Below are 16,731 nucleotides of genomic sequence, written 5' to 3'. Positions count from 1 at the left end.
GATACTATGGATGAACAATATCAATTCAATTGGGTAAACTTTTATAAGGAATTTGCTTGGAAATTAGTAGACTATAAAGATAATAGAGCAGAGCTGGTTGAGAAAGTAAAAGCTATCTATACCAAAACAAAGATACATATGCCCACGTTAGAAAAGGACAATCAACTGATGGATATTGATCCTTTTACGATATTTGGACTCTTCAATAAGCAAATAAAAGAGGAGAATCGTATTAAAATTCTGACAGCTATAGCAGAATTATTCCACCTCCAAGCGGAAATCCCATCCTCTTTTGAAAGCATACCAGTACTGAATAATCAGAATGCGACTTTCTATTACTTCATCGGAGATCGTGATGAGAATGATATTGATGACTTATGGGAACTTTTCATTGCTGCTTTGACCTATAGCAAGGAGCCTACGGCTGAGAAGAAAGAAAAATTTTCACACTATTTTGATTTGGCTATAAACAAGAAAGGAAATGGCAACAGCAAGATTACGATGGCCTTGTATTGGATTGCTCCTGACTTTTTCTTGAACCTAGATGGTCAAAATGAAAAGTATGTGTATGAGTCTGGGGAGATTCCTGCTGACATTGTCCAAAAATTGCCAAAGATGAAGTCAAAAATTTCTGCTGATGAGTATTTTGATATTTCAGATTCTATACTTCAATATTTAAAGAGTGCAGAGAGCAAACTGAAAAATTTTAAAGAATTATCATCCATGGCTTGGAAATACAATCAAGAAGAGAAAGAAAGAAGTGCTGAAACAATTTCTCCACTGGCTGATGAAGCTGATACTGGAAACGAGATAGGTAGAGAAGAGGTAGTAGAAGATAGCTATACTAAAAATCACTTCCTATCAGAAGTCTATATGACAGAAGAAGAGTATGATCAATTAACCTCCATACTCCAAATGAAAAAGAATATCATCTTACAAGGAGCGCCAGGAGTTGGAAAGACGTTTGTTGCAGAGCGCCTAGCATTTTCATTAATGGGTAAACCAGATTTAGAAAGGGTCATGACAATTCAGTTTCACCAAAGCTATTCCTACGAGGACTTCATCATGGGCTTTAGACCTTCGACAAGTGGCTTTGAGCTGAGAAGAGGGGCATTCTATACTTTCTGCAAAAAAGCAGAGTCTGACAAGAATCATGATTATTTCTTTATTATTGATGAAATAAACAGGGGAAATTTGAGCAAAATTTTTGGTGAATTGTTTATGCTGATAGAAAATGACAAACGAGGCAAGTCTTTACAACTCCTCTACTCGGATGAGCAATTCTCAATTCCAGAAAATCTATATATCATCGGCATGATGAATACCGCAGATAGGAGTTTAGCCCTACTTGATTATGCACTGAGACGACGCTTTGCCTTCTTTGACATCAAGCCAGGTTTTTCAACTGCGGGATTCAAAGATTATCAAACAAATCTGAAAAACGAAAAATTCGATAGACTCATTTCCTGTGTAGAAAAGCTAAATCAGGCCATTTCAACAGAGGAAGTACTGGGAGATAGCTTCTGTATTGGGCATAGTTACTTCTGCGGTTTATCGGCAGAAGTACTGGACCAAGGTTTGCTAGAAGCCATTGTTGAATATGAACTGATTCCTCTCTTGAAAGAATATTGGTTTGATGAACCGACAAAAATTCATGATTGGAGTAGTAAGTTAAGGAGTGCCATCCAGTGATACCTGTCCAAAATATCTACTATATGCTATCCTACGCATTCAAAATCCTTCATAAGCAGGAATATAAACGGATCGCTACTGAAGAATTTAAAAATGCTGCAGATCTACTGGCGGAAATAATGATAATCAGCCTCTCGATACAGGTGAAAAGAGGACTTGGTCGAGAGTATCGTTCTCAAACCGAGTCACTCTCGGCACTTAAAGGTAAAATAAATATCTCTGAATCTTTAACACCTCCGAATTGGCGTAGAAAGCAACTTGTTTGCCAATACGATGATTTTTCTCTTGACAGTAGAATGAATCGCATTATCAAAGCAAGCATTGAGATACTGCTAAAAGCTGATATAAGCAGGGACAGGAAAAAGAAATTGAGAAAACTCTTAGTTTTCTTTGGAGAAGTCTCAAAAATTAATCTACACTCAATCAATTGGAATTTACAATATAATCGAAACAATCAGTCGTATCAATTACTAATGTCAATCTGCTATTTGGTGGTGAATGGATTAATTCATACAGAGAGGGAGGGGAATAAGAAATTGATGAATTTTCTTGATGAGCGAAGGGAATCCTTGCTATATGAGAAGTTCATTCTTGGATATTATAAAAAGCATTATCCCCAAATACAGGTTACCGCCTCTCAGATACCTTGGGCACTAGATGATGGTTTTGGAGAAATGCTCCCCATCATGCAAAGTGATATTTACCTCAAATATAAAGATACTATATTGATTATTGATGCTAAATATTATTCTAGTAACACACAGATTCGCTTTGATAAGCGCACACTCCATTCAAATAATCTATACCAAATTTTTACCTATGTGAAAAACCAGGCTTATCGCCTGTCAGATTCAAACGATATAGTAGCAGGAATGCTTCTATACGCTAAAACCGATATAGATATTCAACCTAATCAGGTCTACCAAATGCATGGAAACCGGATTAGTGTCAAAAATTTGGACTTAAACCTGCAGTTTGCAAGTATTGCTGAACAACTGGATGACATCATTACATCGCATTTTGCATCCCCTCCAAAACGGTACTAGTTAGAGCTTTAAGCTAGAAAACAAAAAAACAATCAAAGTAGTAGCACTAAACTACTCTTTGATTGTTTTTTTATAAGACTCTTTCCTATTTTGGAGCGTCTGGTTAATTGATTTCCCAGATCAGCGACGCTTTTTTGTTTTTAGGCATCGGGTAAATTAGTCTGATTGAATTGCTGATAGAGCCTATCCCCAGGCTCTATCACTCCCACTCAACGACTAAATAGGTGTTTAGAAACGTTGAAATAGCAGTGTTTTTAGCTTTATTTGATTATTTTGGAGACAATTTTGGCGACTTTTTCAATAATGATTGATTGCCATTAAATTGTACCATTGTTTTGTCTGCATGTTTGATTGAAATTAAACCAACCATTTCATCAGCAAGTTCTTTATCTACCCCAGACCATAAGTGAGCGTAGTGTTTCAATGTAATTTCAGGAGAAGAGTGTCCTAATCGCTTAGAAACAATCAGAACAGAAGCGTTCAATTCGTTGATAAGGTAGGAAGCGTGAGAATGCCTAAGTTCTTTGGCTTGTATTTCTGGAACTTTTGCTAATCTTGCATATCTCTTTATAATCCTTGATATGGTTGATTTAAGCATAGGGTTTCCATCATAACTAAGTACAAAATTTACCTTTCCTAAACCTGCTTGACGTTCTCTCCAATGTTTAAGAACAGCAATTGTATCATCATCTAATGAGATAGTTCGCAAGCCAGAATCAGTCTTAGTATGATTTTGTCGAATCCAGTTTGATTTACTCTTCATTATCAACATATGATTGACGGTGAGCTGTTTTTTTTCAAAGTCAATGTTATTCCACCATAAAGCTGTACCTTCGTTTACACGCAATCCTGTACAGAAATAGAGCCATAATAAAACGAAGCATAGATGCTCATAGAAATCATCAATATAGATATGACTGATAACTTCTTCAAAATCTCGTTTTGTCCAATATTGTGAATGAGTCCGACCTTTTGGAATTGCTTTGACTTTCATTGAAACATTAGTATCAAGAAACTGCATACTTACAGCAAATTCTAGAGTTTTACGAAACATGCCAAATGTTAAACTAGCGTATGCTTGTGAGTAGTTTCCGCCATTTTTTGAGAGAAGCCAGGTTCTGAAACTCTGTACATCTCGAATAGAAATGTCCTTGAGTTTCTTTTTGCCAAATCTCTTTATGATTAGATTTATTGCAGGTTGTCGTGTTGAATATGTATGTTCACTAACCTCTGATTGATAGTATGGTAAATAGGTCGTGTTCATAAATTGCTCATAAGTCATATCATAATTTGAGTAGCCATGTGACTGTAAGTACTCATTTTTAACTTTAATAGCTTCTCTATATGCTTCCTTAGCAGATGAAAATTTCTTTCCGTTAGCATTTTTTCGTGCTTTTTTCTTAATACGCTTACCTGTAATATTATCAGTTCCTAGACTAACCTCATAGTAGTATTGTCCTTTCTCATCAATATAAACATCTTGAAAATTTGTTTTTGCCATAAGTTACCTCTTTCATTCGTGTAACTTAAAGCCAAGAATTTCTTCAACAGCAGTTTTCGGAACGGCTCCGAGCCGTCTATTTCCATACAAAGCATACCCTTGTTTTACCATATTCATCTTTGTTTGTCTAATGATTTGTTGGGCAGTCGATTTTGGATAACCTATGGCAACTAGGTCAATGTAAGTGATTGTATATTCGTTCATGGTGTTTTTTCCTCTTGTAAATTTTGTATTTTTTTGAGAAAATAACTACAACAGAAGTAGTTGTGGCTATTTTTGTTAAAGGAGTGGGTTATCATTGTTAGTTTGGACGCTGGCATTGATAGCCTCTTTTGTTTTATTCCATTGCATATTTCTTATAACTTGTTTCACAAGTTTGTCTGTGGCTTCATTCTTGTCATATACTCCAATTTCTGAGAATTTGAAAGAATAGTGTCGATTTTCATAGCACGGGATTTCATCAGTTTGAACTAATGGTGTGTTTTTTATAGGGGCTGAAATGTGGAACATATCTGTAATCTGTGTCAGGCAATCAATGCGTCTCACAAATTGCCCAAGGTCTTCTCCAAAACTTCCTTTTGCTTTTCTGAAAAAGGAGAGTGGGTCGTTAGTAGTTGTTATAATAATAACTTTTGCCGCACCCATTTTGTTATGATATCTGGCGGAGATTGGACTCACCATGTAAGGGTCGAGGAGTTTCAGCCAATCAGATACTGTTAAACTGTCTCCCCTAATGTCATCCAAAAATAAGATTTCCTGACCATTGTATTCATCAAATGCGTTGGTAGATGCAGTTACACAGCATTCCCATGTTTGACCATGTTTAAGTGCAATGTTCCTTAATAAAGTTATCAACTTTTTGCTGTATTGAGTCTTTCCCATTCCACTATCTGCTGTAATAAAGATGATAGTTTTCTTGAATTTCCCTGCTTCTAATTCTGCTATAGTCTGAATACTCTTGCGTTCTCCAATAGTCTCTAATGCTTCATTGATTCTACGTTTATGTTGTCCGTAAATAGAAAATAGCTCGTCTGTAAGAAGAATGTTGTTCTTTGTCAGTTTACCAGATAATATTTTTTCAACTAACCAATCAACACTAAAGGATGTTTCTTTTGCTTTTTTAGTTGCACTACCTCTTACCCATATCTCCATTCTACGATGGTAAATACTTGTATAATCTTCTCCTCTTGCGGTAACAACCTCCTCTGGTTTATATGGAAATTTGTGCTCGCTCTCTTTTGCGTGTACGAGGTAAGCTAAACAGTTATCATAGCCATAGCGTCCTGATTTGAGTTTTTCCAAATATTGTGGCTCGACTTGTATTGCTAAAGCAAGTTTATTAAGAGAAGCCCCTTTTTCAAATTTCAATAAAGCATGTACGTGCTCTGCTTTATTCGTGGAAACATTTTCTAGTTTGTCAGAATCCCAAGTCAGAATTTTGTCTTTATCATGCTTGATGATGTATGCTTCTTTAACAAGAATGCCCTGTTTTTCTAGCTTTTCAATAATCAAGTCAAGTAGTGGGCGGCAATTCCCGCTTTTTGCTTGTTCGAGAGAATGTTCGTAATCTTCTGATTTCCAGTATTCTTTTTCTAGTTGTTGTACCAGCATAATTGCGGTTAAGTTTGCATGTTGTACCATAAAATAGTTAACTCCTTAAATTTTTTATTATTTCTCTATCTATACATAGATTTTTCAAGGCTTTTGCTCTGGGTGGGAAACACCCAAACCCTTGCTGTGTCTAGTTTTTTTGATATGCACGGCACTTGACAAGCCCAGTGCCGTGCAGGCGTAGGAATGGTTAGAATTAGTTTTGAATCATCTTTTCAAGATGACCGACCTTGTGACTCGTCGGCTTCGTCAGGAATCCATTTGTTGCTCCAACAGATTTCACTAGTTGGAACACGAATGGATTTTCAATATCTATTCCTCAAACCAAGGTGTTTCGTAAAAGTGAGGGCTATTTTCCCATTTTCTACCTGAGCCAATTATTCGAGCGACACCTTGTCCTTTACTGTAATTACGTTTGGGCATATCTGCAAAACCTGACATGAGGTATTTACGTTCATCAGCAGAATCAGCAGCTCCGCCTAACATAATAACAGCATCTGAACAGTTTACACGGGCAAGTGAGGGAAGGAAGCCCTCTTTTGTAGCAAACTGTGAGATAGCGATAATATGAATGCCAGCAGAAGCACCAGTAGCTGATAGACGGTTAATAGCAGTAGTCCACCGAGAAGTTATTTTGAGAGTTTTATCTGCTTTATCAAGAGATTCAAGAGAAGCGTTAAGATTACCCAGTTCATCAAAGAATAAACCAATATCAGGCATATTTTCCATCTCAAGATATTTCTCTTTTCCAGCATCATTGATTTCTGCTAGACGCTTATCCATAAAAGAGCACCAATATTCAGCCCGTTCTACTATCATTATAGGGTCGGATTGACCATTAAATTCTTTTACATATCTGTCATATTTGGCTGAATGATACTCCACAATCCAACCCTGTAGCAACATTAGACGAGCCATATAGCGACCTGCTAAAACAGACTTACCTGCACGAGTACGTGCAATTATGGAAAGATGAGCGGTTATATCTGAATGCCAAATAAGGTCTTTTGAAAGGCGAAGAGCATGATTATTGTCATTGATAAACTCTTTCAATGAATCAGATTCATCTTTGACATGCAACCTTTGAGAAGTTAATGTATCTTCAAAATAGAAGATGATGAAACTATCACCTGCTGTTAGCTCAGAACTGACAACTGCAAACCGTTGAAATTTACCTGCTAATATTCCTGAAACTCGTTGCTCAAATTTTTCACGGTCGGCACGTTCCCAGTTGGCAATGTTTTCAATAGCAATATAACCCTCATTCAAATCATCGTTAATCCAAACATATAGTTCTGGCATTTCATGACCAAATCTAGTTGTGTTTGATAACCGAAGTACATCAGTTATCTGTTTGTCATTGAAAAGCTGCTTCAACATTTTTGCAGATTTACTTGCTTTTATTGACATAGCAGAAACAGCCATCGTGGAAACTTCTTCACGTTTTGAACTCAAAAATACTAAAATTCCAAGGATAAAAATATTTAATATATGAAAGAATAGTAGTAGTCTTTTAAAAAATGGTATCAATGAACTTATATATAGTAACAAACCAGTAACACCAATAGTAAACACCAAGGCTATCAGAGTGAGTTGATAGCCTTGAAGTCGACAGTTAGGGGTAGGTTTGATTCTTCGATATTTACGCTTAAGCATTACGTTGAACCACAGCCACCGAGTCAGCAGCATACCATCCAATACCGTTTTGAGTTGCACCGCCACGAACGTTCTTGAATTGAAGTATTGTACCGAACTTCACTTCAACCTTATTTGAAGTTTTGATTGCATATTCAAGGTCATTACTCGTATCCACGATAGAATACTTGAATTTGCCATCCATCTCCTCAATTGAGCCAATTGATACAACTGTTAGAATAGGAATAACATCAGTTATATATTTATTTCCAGTTTTTTCACTAACCATTTCTTTAGGTTGTGATTTATGTTTGAGAACTTCTTCAAGAGTTCTGTTCCAGTTTGTTTTAGCCATTAGCAATCCTCTTTTCTATTTGTATTTAATAGTGAACTAAAGATTATCTCTAGTCGTGTCAACAAGTATACTTCGTCTAGTATCAAGCGAGATAATTCATAAATATCAATTTCTGATATTGATACCTTTGAATTTTTTGATAAATTTCTAAACGATACGATATTTGGATTATACCAAAGTTCAAATAATTCAATTGGTATATCTTGTAACATAATATCCTGACTACGTTTTTGATATCCAACGACACCGTAATTCTGTAATCTTATAGAACGTAGTTGTTCTAATATTGAATTTAGATGTTTTTTCATTAATGTATTCCTTTCTTTCTTTTTACACCCATATTAGTTACAAAATCACAAAAATATGTTATAATGTAACTACATAAGATGTTTGTAAAAGGTAGAGCTCTTATATATATTTCCTTTTACACCCTTATTCTACAACCTATCAACCTAGATTGCAAGTGTTTCTTCGTTTCTTACAAAAACAGACGTGTTACATTTTGTTTATTTCTCGGTTACATATTGTTAAAAAATAAATATAGAAAGAGGTCAATATATGACTATTAGAGAGTATATAGAATTACATATAGCATTATTTGGTTTACAGAATGATACAAAAACATTTAATAAAATAAAAACAAAAGTGTCTCGTACGCTTGATGAAATAGATGAGTGGTACGAATTAGATTCAAAAGTTCAAGTCGGTAAAACGACTGCGTTTGTTCTTGATGATAATATATATGAAAAGCTAGATAGAGAAATGCGACCGTATTTTTTAAAACTTGCTAAGATACGTGCTCAGGAATTTGAACAAACTCAGAAAAGACTACAGTTACAATATCAAAATTTACAGACTGAGTATGAATTGAGTACAGAACCTGACAAAGACCCATATATGTCAGAAATCCCAAGAGAAGAGAAGCTATACTTGATGATTGAAGCACTGTTTGAAGACAAATTTGAGCTTGATGAAGAGGCTTGGAAAAATGATTTAACAACCCAACAGTTATTATTTGATGACCCGGACTTTCATGTAAATACTAGCTTAGTTATGTCAGGTGTCAGACTGAGAAACCCTAAGAAATATTATGTTAAAAAAAGGGAATCTGAATAAGCCAAAAGGCCTTAGTTAGCATATAAACACTAGCTAAAGCCTTTTTGTACTTTTCTATCCTTATTGGAGAGATTTTATCATCAGTAGAATGATTTCTTCCAGTTCTTCACGTTTCTTGATTGGAAGCTTGTTCAACTCGTTCAACACGTTGTAATTTGTGGTTGAATCTACTACTTGGAAGAAGTCAGATACTTCAATTTCAAGAGCAGAAATGATTTTTTCAAGTGTATCAACTTTTATATTTGAACCTTTTGTTTCGAGGTTGGAAATATAGTCTATTCCGACCTCCGCCTTTTCACTTAACTGTTGTTGGCTCAAATTTTTTTCTTTTCGTATTTGTCGAACACGAGTACCGATATATTGTTTTAATGTCATTTGATTTCACTCCCTCACTACTATATAAATGATACGAGGAAATGAGAGCGAACATAACCAGTCTTTAGACTAAATATTGATTATTATTTTGTGTACAGGATAACTTTTATGCTATAATAGTTTTGAACAAAAATTTTTGTTCATAAAAAATAATTAAGAGGGGAATCATATGAGAAGACCAAAAAAAGTTGTCGGATCTCTTGCTGTAACTGTCGCCATCGGTGCATCAGCTACTCATCTTCAGGTAAATGCTGAAGAAATCGTAACACCTGTTGCTGAATCAGCTGAAACTGTCGTTACCGCAACACCTACCACTATTTCTGCTGAACAAGTAGAGCAAGCTAAAGAAGTGGCATCTGCAGACGCAGAAGCTGTTAAGGCACAAGAAGCCGTTGATAAGGCTACGGGTGAAGCCGTTGCTACTGAAACAAAAGCTGTTGAAGATTTAACTGAAGCTGTTGCTAAAGCATCAACTGCTCAAGAAGCACTCCCAGTAGCTGAAGCTGACGTTGCTACTCAAACTAAAGCCGTAACAGACGCACAAACAGCTGTAGCAAAAGCAGAAGAAGTTGTTGCATCACAAGAAGGTGACATTGCAAAAGCACAAGCATCGGCAGATGCGGCTAAGACTGCAGAAGCACAAGCATCAGCAAAATTGGAAGAAGCAAAAGCTCAACCAGTTGTAACTGCTGAAAATGTGGAAGCACAAATCGCAGCGACTAAGAGCACAATTGCAACAAAAGAAACTGAAGTAGCACAAACTACAGCAGCCATCACAGCTACAGATGCTAAACTTGCAAGTGCAAAAGAAGCTGTAGCCAATAACAAACCAACAACGGTAACAGAAACAGTTGCAACAAGCAACTATGTAGATGTTACAGGTGCTGACCGTGATATGGAAGACATTGTCCGTGAACAGTTCCCAGATTTGAATCCTGCAGATTATGCTCGTCAATTGGAAACCGTTATCTTCGATGGTGAAGACACTCAGACAATCGTTTTGACACCAGAACAAGCTGCTGAATACAAGGCAACTGGTTCATTCACTTATGTGTTTGACGCTAAGGCCGTAGCAGAAGAAGCTGCGAAAGTTATTGCTGAATTGCGTCGTATCAATGGTATTACCTTAAAACCATGGTCAGGTACTCAAGAAGATTTGGAATTGAAAGTGACAGATAGTTTCGTAGCTTTCACCCAAAAACGTGCCCAAGAGTTGTTGACAGACTTCTCACATGGTAGTTCGTTAACAGACCCTGTGAATGGTTACGAAATGTCACGATTAGGCGAGTCATTAGGCAAAGACTTTTTTGATATGACTAGTGCTGAGTCAAATAAAGCGAAAGTTTTGTCACACGCTGAACTAGCCTATAATGTAATACTTGATTGGTTCAGTGATTACCACAATAAAAATGGCGCTCAATTCGGACACCGTTTGCACATGTTGCAAGCCGCTGGTAATATCGCTATTGGTATGGCAACCGATGGTGATACTCAATACTTTGTATTGCTATCTGATGGAGCACCAAGAGCAGTTAATTTCGAGCAATCAGTTATTAATGGTAAATTGACACAGACCTTCAACGGTAATCGTGTGAAATACTTACCAAAACGTACGTTTAACTACGTAGTAAGTACTGTTGTTGATGACAGTCAAGCCTTGAAAGATGCTGTAGCTAAACTTGAAGGTGAAAAATCCGCACTCTTGGCACAACAAGCACAAGCAACTGAAGCCTTGAATCAAGCTGTTATCTCACTTGCTAGCTTGGAACAAGCTAAGACAGATGTCACACTTGCAAATACGAAACGCACAGTAGCCATTGCAGAAGCACAAGACGCTTTTGATAAGGCAAATGCAGATGCTAAAACAGCAACAGCAAACTTGCAACAAGTTCTTGCATCATATGAAGCATCCCTTTCAAGCTTGTCAACTGCTAAGGGTGATTTGAAAGTTGCTCAAGATAAATTGGCAACTGCTCAAGCTAAGGTAACAGAATTGAAAGCCTTGCTCGCTACTCAAGACCAATTGCTTGCAGACTTGGACGCAGCCAAAGCACGCTTGAATGATGCGACTCTTGCTAAGAGCGAATCAAGTGCATTGTTGGTAGAATTGACAGCTAAAGCTAAAGCATCACAAGCTGAAGCAGACCGCCTAGCAACCTTGTTTGCTTTGCAAGAGCAATTCAACACCGTTATTATTGGTAGTGATGTAACAGCAACACCAAAAGACGCACCAACAATTAATGAAAAACCAGCTCTGAATATCGATGATGTTATCAAAGCAACGCCAAAAGATGAACAGACAGTATCAGACTTGCCAGTTGTTAAAACCGATACTGATAAAGAGCGAGATTTAACCGTTATTGGCGAAGAGGGCAATGCCGATAAGGAAACAACGGTTGTTGCTCCGACAGTTTATAAACCACAGGCAGGAGTAACTGTTCAACAAACGACTAGTGGGGAAAAAATATCCTATTCACGTGTTGAACGGGCTAAGACATTACCAAATACAGGCTCAGAAAACAATGTCGTTATGATGAGTGTTGGACTTATTTTAGCAGGTCTAGGTCTTGCAGGAGCAAGAAGACGCAGACATGGGTAATCCATAATATAATAGAAATCTTCTTACTATTTGTAGGAAGATTTTTTATTGAGTGCAGTTTATCAAAAAAGAAGCCCAACCTTGAGCTTCTTTTGGAGACAATTTGGAGACAGTTCAAACCATTTTATCTCATTTAAATGCTTTGTATAGGAGTTAGAATGCTGTTAAATCAAGGATTCTTAGCCAAAGTTACTCTTATATATTATTCCCACTCAACTGTTGCTGGTGGTTTACTTGTTATATCATAGACGATGCGGTTGACGTGGTCGACTTCGTTTACGATACGGACAGAGATTTTTTGAAGAACATCCCATGGTAGTTTGGCAAAGTCAGCTGTCATTCCATCGACAGAAGTGATAGCACGGATGGCGATGGTGTAGTCGTAGGTACGACCATCTCCCATGACACCTACGGAGCGAACGCCAGTGTTAACCGTGAAATATTGCCACACATCGCGGTCAAGACCTGCTTTTGCAATTTCCTCACGCAAGATAGCGTCAGATTCGCGAACAGTTTGAAGTTTTTCCTCAGTGATTTCACCCATGACACGAATGGCAAGGCCTGGTCCTGGGAATGGTTGGCGCCATACAACTTCATCCGGCATACCAAGAGCAGTACCAAGGGCACGAACTTCATCCTTAAAGAGAGTATTGAGCGGTTCAATCAACTTGAACTGCATATCTTCTGGCAGACCACCAACGTTGTGGTGAGATTTGATTGTCTCAGCAGTATCCGTTCCTGACTCGATTATATCGGTATAAAGCGTTCCTTGCGCTAGGAATTCAACATCAGTCAACTTGCTCGCTTCATCGTCAAATACGTAAACAAATTCATTACCGATGATTTTACGTTTCTTCTCAGGGTCAGATACGCCAGCAAGTAGGTCTAAGAAACGCTTAGCAGCATCGACGCGAATAATATTGAGGCCAAATTTACCGCCCAACATTTCCATAACCTGATCGCCTTCATTCTTACGTAGAAGACCATGGTCAACGAAGATACAGGTCAATTGGTCACCGATAGCGCGTTGGAGAAGGACGCCAACAACAGATGAATCCACACCGCCTGATAAACCGAGCAAGACTTTCTTGTCCCCAACAGTCTGGCGGATTTTTTCAATTTCTGTTTCGATGAAGTTTTCCATTGTCCAGTCGCCTTTGGCTCCACAGATACCAAACGCAAAGTTTTTCAAAATATCGTTTCCATATACGGAATGACGAACTTCTGGGTGGAACTGGATACCGTAGATACGGCGTTCCGTATTTTCAATGGCCGCGTAAGGGCAGTCAGCAGACAGACCAACCAGGTGGAAATCAGCAGGAATTTCAGTTACTGCATCACCGTGGCTCATGAGTACAAGCTGTTCTTCTGGTGTTCCAGCAAAAAGCGCTGATTCAGTCTTCAGTTGAAGATTTGATTGACCATATTCACGATTTCCAGCCTCACCAGCAGGAACAACCTTACCACCCAATTTATGGGTAATTAACTGCATACCATAGCAAATTCCCAAGATTGGAATACCTAATTCAAAGATTTCTGGGTCAATATCAAAGGCATTTTCAGCGTAGACAGAGTTTGGACCACCAGAGAGAACGATACCAATTGGATTGATAGTACGGACTTCCTCAGCTGTAATTTTATGGTTTTTCAATTCTGAAAAGACACCAAATTCACGAATTCGACGTGAAATAAGTTGGTTGTACTGGCTACCATAATCCAATACAATAATTTTTTGGACATCTTGTTTTGTCATGTTTTTCCCTTTCGTTTTGAAAAAAATTCAAATACTAGTAGTTAGTTTAACATAAAAGCGAACATTTTCCAAATTTTATTTGTTAAATATCTGTTTTGCAAACTATGAGTGATAATAAAAATGTTAGTGTTCGTATTTTTATTGTTTTTACTCACTTTATTTTAGGTAATCTGACTTCATTGTTTGCCTAGGAGAATTTTACCAATAGAGTGTGGCCTGAATTAGCCAAACGCCTTTATTTTTGGTAAACTAGAAAGAAGAGAAAGGCTAGATAAATGAAAGCAGCATATATCACAATTCACGATAAAATTAAGGAACAAATCGATAACGGAATCTGGAAAATTGGTCAACGTTTACCAAGTGAACGCGATTTAGCAGATGAATTTGGTGTTTCTCGTATGACGCTCCGTCAAGGAATCACACTTTTAGTGGAAGAAGGTATTCTACAACGCAAGATTGGTTCCGGTACTTATGTCGCCAGTACACGGGTTCAAGAAAAGATGCGAGGCACGACTTCCTTTACTGAATTAGTACAACTCCAAGGAAAGACGCCAAGCAGCAAATTATTGTCCTATACACGAACCAAACCTAATGAAAAAGAAGTTGAACAGTTAGGTTTATCCCGTGGCGAGTATGTTATTCGAATGGAGCGGGTCCGCTATGCAGATAATGTTCCCGTCGTGTATGAGGTTGCCAGCATTCCTGAACGCTTGATAAAAAATGTCCCTAAAGAAGATGTTACCAACCATTTCTTTAAAACACTTATGGACAATGGTTATCGAATTGGAACGAGCAAACAAACCATTTTTGCGCGTTTAGCCAATGAAAAAGTGGCTCAATATTTACAAATTTCTAAAAACCAGGCTATTCTCGCACTAAAACAAGTATCTTATCTCGAGGATGGTCAAGCATTTGAATTTGTAAATAGTCAGTATGTTGGGGAACGTTTCGAATTCTATTTAGAAAACAATTAACATAAAAATAATTATGTAAAACATTTTTAAAATCCGTAATCTTTCTAGTGATGACGGATTTTCTTATTTATAAAATATGGAATTTTTGATATAATAAAGTTTATGGAAATTGAAAAAACCAACCGAATGAATGCCTTATTTGAATTCTATGCAGCCTTGCTGACAGACAAGCAAATGAACTACATCGAGCTCTATTATGCCGATGATTATAGTTTGGCTGAGATTGCTGAAGAATTTCAAGTCAGCCGTCAGGCGGTCTATGATAACATTAAACGAACAGAAAAATTACTGGAAGACTACGAGATGAAACTACATATGTATTCTGACTATGTAGTGCGTAGCCAGATTTTCGACGAAATACTGAACAAGTATCCAGAAGATGCTTATTTGAAGGAGAAAATCGCCATTCTAACCAGTATTGATAATAGAGAGTAAGAGGAGAAGTATATGGCTTTTGAAAGCTTAACAGAACGTTTACAGAATGTTTTTAAAAATCTGCGTCGTAAGGGAAAAATTTCTGAGAGTGATATTCAGGAAGCAACCAAGGAAATTCGTCTGGCCTTACTAGAAGCCGACGTTGCTCTTCCAGTTGTAAAAGATTTCATCAAAAAAGTACGTGAACGTGCTATCGGTCATGAAGTCATTGACACTCTGAACCCTGCTCAACAAATCATCAAAATCGTTGATGAGGAATTGACGGCTGTATTAGGTTCTGAAACTTCAGAAATTATCAAATCACCAAAAATTCCAACTATCATTATGATGGCTGGATTGCAGGGGGCTGGTAAAACGACCTTCACAGGTAAGTTGGCTAATAAACTCAAGCAGGAAGAAAATGCCCGTCCACTCTTGATTGCTGCCGATATTTATCGTCCAGCTGCCATTGACCAGTTGAAAACCCTTGGTCAGCAAATTGATGTACCTGTATTCGAGTTGGGCAATCAAGTCCCTGCACTGGAGATTGTACGCCAAGGTTTAGAACAAGCCAAAGCTAATCATAATGACTACGTTCTGATTGATACGGCCGGTCGTTTGCAGATTGACCAAGCCCTTATGGCCGAATTGAGAGAAATCAAAGAGTTTGCTCAGCCAAACGAAATCCTCTTGGTCGTCGATGCTATGATTGGTCAGGAAGCTGCCAACGTTGCGCGTGAGTTCAATGATCAACTGGCTATTACTGGTGTGATTTTGACCAAGATTGACGGCGATACACGTGGTGGTGCAGCCTTGTCTGTCCGTCACATTACTGGTCAGCCAATCAAATTTACCGGTACTGGTGAAAAAATCACCGACATCGAAACCTTCCACCCAGACCGTATGTCCTCGCGTATTCTGGGCATGGGTGACATGCTGACCTTGATTGAGAAGGCAAGCAAAGAGTACGACGAGAAGAAATCATTAGAACTCGCTGAAAAAATGCGTGAGAATACCTTTGATTTCAACGATTTCATTGATCAGCTGGACCAAGTTCAGAATATGGGACCAATGGAAGACCTGCTGAAGATGATTCCAGGTATGGCTGGTAATCCGGCCCTTGCCAACTTGAAAGTTGACGAGCGTGAAATTGCACGAAAACGAGCTATCGTATCTTCTATGACACCAGCCGAACGAGAAAATCCTGATTTGTTGACACCGAGCCGTCGTCGTCGTATTGCTAACGGTTCTGGAAATAGCTTTGTCGAAGTCAATAAATTTATTAAGGATTTCAACCAAGCGAAAACCATGATGCAGGGTGTCATGTCAGGCGACATGAATAAAATGATGAAACAAATGGGAATCAACCCAAATAATCTCCCTAAAAACATACCAAACATGAACGGTATGGATATGTCTGCTCTGGAAGATATGATGGGCGGTGCAGGCATGCCTGATATGAGCCAACTGATGGGCGGGGCTGGTATGCCAGACATGTCCCAAATGTTTGGAGGCGGTTTGAAAGGTAAAATTGGTGAGTTTGCTATGAAACAAGCCATGAAGCGCCAAGCCAATAAAATCAAGAAAGCCAAAAAGAAGAGAAAATAATCTCTTCTTTTTTACTTTTTATTCGAAGAAGTAAGATACAGCGCTATAAAAT

Annotated in this window: 15 protein-coding genes; 7 read left to right on the top strand and 8 right to left on the bottom strand. The window is 37.9% G+C overall.

Annotated elements, in window-relative coordinates; all coding sequences use genetic code 11:
* Positions 1 to 6 precede the first annotated feature (6 nt).
* Positions 7 to 1,692 carry an AAA family ATPase gene (locus tag PHA78_RS05380; protein WP_024415772.1) on the top strand — a complete coding sequence of 562 codons (1,686 nt, stop codon included), beginning with the start codon at positions 7 to 9 and terminating at the stop codon, positions 1,690 to 1,692.
* The gene (gene mcrC, locus PHA78_RS05375) at positions 1,689 to 2,738 is read left to right on the top strand and encodes a 5-methylcytosine-specific restriction endonuclease system specificity protein McrC (protein ID WP_024415773.1); all 1,050 of its coding nucleotides are present in this window, start codon (positions 1,689 to 1,691) and stop codon (positions 2,736 to 2,738) included. The genes PHA78_RS05380 and mcrC overlap by 4 nt, the downstream gene beginning before the upstream one ends.
* Before the next feature lie 268 nt (positions 2,739 to 3,006).
* On the opposite strand, the gene PHA78_RS05370 is transcribed toward mcrC, so the two are convergent.
* The 6 genes from PHA78_RS05370 to PHA78_RS05345 all read right to left on the bottom strand — a co-directional run bounded on the left by PHA78_RS05370 (position 3,007) and on the right by PHA78_RS05345 (position 8,148).
* Positions 3,007 to 4,239, bottom strand: a complete 1,233-nt coding sequence (locus PHA78_RS05370; RefSeq protein WP_099807021.1) for a tyrosine-type recombinase/integrase — start codon at positions 4,237 to 4,239, stop codon at positions 3,007 to 3,009.
* 12 nt (positions 4,240 to 4,251) lie between these two features.
* Positions 4,252 to 4,443, bottom strand: coding sequence for a DUF3173 domain-containing protein (locus PHA78_RS05365; protein ID WP_099807020.1), 192 nt, complete (start codon positions 4,441 to 4,443; stop codon positions 4,252 to 4,254).
* 75 nt (positions 4,444 to 4,518) lie between these two features.
* On the bottom strand, positions 4,519 to 5,880 hold the full coding sequence (locus PHA78_RS05360; RefSeq protein ID WP_238142152.1) for an RNA helicase domain-containing protein: 1,362 nt from the start codon (positions 5,878 to 5,880) through the stop codon (positions 4,519 to 4,521).
* A gap of 282 nt (positions 5,881 to 6,162) precedes the next feature.
* Positions 6,163 to 7,506: a cell division protein FtsK gene (locus PHA78_RS05355; RefSeq protein WP_099807019.1), complete on the bottom strand. Its 1,344-nt coding sequence runs from the start codon at positions 7,504 to 7,506 to the stop codon at positions 6,163 to 6,165.
* Complete coding sequence (locus tag PHA78_RS05350) at positions 7,499 to 7,840, bottom strand: hypothetical protein (protein ID WP_162840666.1); 342 nt, start codon at positions 7,838 to 7,840, stop codon at positions 7,499 to 7,501. Before PHA78_RS05350 ends, PHA78_RS05355 begins: the two co-directional genes overlap by 8 nt.
* Positions 7,840 to 8,148: a hypothetical protein gene (locus tag PHA78_RS05345; protein WP_099807017.1), complete on the bottom strand. Its 309-nt coding sequence runs from the start codon at positions 8,146 to 8,148 to the stop codon at positions 7,840 to 7,842. Before PHA78_RS05345 ends, PHA78_RS05350 begins: the two co-directional genes overlap by 1 nt.
* A gap of 250 nt (positions 8,149 to 8,398) precedes the next feature.
* Between PHA78_RS05345 and PHA78_RS05340 the strand changes: the two genes are divergently transcribed.
* Complete coding sequence (locus PHA78_RS05340) at positions 8,399 to 8,956, top strand: hypothetical protein (protein ID WP_099807016.1); 558 nt, start codon at positions 8,399 to 8,401, stop codon at positions 8,954 to 8,956.
* Positions 8,957 to 9,016: 60 nt separating this feature from the next.
* On the opposite strand, the gene PHA78_RS05335 is transcribed toward PHA78_RS05340, so the two are convergent.
* On the bottom strand, positions 9,017 to 9,331 hold the full coding sequence (locus PHA78_RS05335; protein ID WP_029876293.1) for a helix-turn-helix domain-containing protein: 315 nt from the start codon (positions 9,329 to 9,331) through the stop codon (positions 9,017 to 9,019).
* Positions 9,332 to 9,500: 169 nt separating this feature from the next.
* Here PHA78_RS05335 and PHA78_RS05330 point away from each other — a divergent pair, with 169 nt between their 5' ends.
* Positions 9,501 to 11,930 carry an LPXTG cell wall anchor domain-containing protein gene (locus tag PHA78_RS05330; RefSeq protein ID WP_272158533.1) on the top strand — a complete coding sequence of 810 codons (2,430 nt, stop codon included), beginning with the start codon at positions 9,501 to 9,503 and terminating at the stop codon, positions 11,928 to 11,930.
* A gap of 202 nt (positions 11,931 to 12,132) precedes the next feature.
* On the opposite strand, the gene guaA is transcribed toward PHA78_RS05330, so the two are convergent.
* Entirely contained in the window at positions 12,133 to 13,683 is a 1,551-nt protein-coding gene (guaA, locus tag PHA78_RS05325; RefSeq protein ID WP_029176720.1) for a glutamine-hydrolyzing GMP synthase, read from the bottom strand.
* A 275-nt stretch (positions 13,684 to 13,958) separates the two neighbouring features.
* Here guaA and PHA78_RS05320 point away from each other — a divergent pair, with 275 nt between their 5' ends.
* From PHA78_RS05320 to ffh, 3 genes are all read left to right on the top strand, one after another.
* Complete coding sequence (locus PHA78_RS05320; protein ID WP_002943214.1) at positions 13,959 to 14,657, top strand: GntR family transcriptional regulator; 699 nt, start codon at positions 13,959 to 13,961, stop codon at positions 14,655 to 14,657.
* Between the two features lie 102 nt (positions 14,658 to 14,759).
* Positions 14,760 to 15,092 (top strand): putative DNA-binding protein, encoded by a 333-nt coding sequence (locus tag PHA78_RS05315; RefSeq protein ID WP_002935001.1) that lies wholly within the window; start codon positions 14,760 to 14,762, stop codon positions 15,090 to 15,092.
* A 12-nt stretch (positions 15,093 to 15,104) separates the two neighbouring features.
* A complete protein-coding gene (ffh, locus tag PHA78_RS05310) occupies positions 15,105 to 16,679 on the top strand; it encodes a signal recognition particle protein (protein ID WP_029176721.1) in 1,575 nt (524 codons plus the stop codon).
* Positions 16,680 to 16,731: the final 52 nt, after the last annotated feature.

Origin of the sequence: Streptococcus sp. HN38, from assembly GCF_028335765.1 — a bacterium.
GTDB classification, from domain to species: Bacteria; Bacillota; Bacilli; order Lactobacillales; family Streptococcaceae; genus Streptococcus; species Streptococcus suis_P.
Note: the sequence above shows the minus strand (reverse complement) of the source record. Positions and strands in the feature narration are given on the sequence as shown.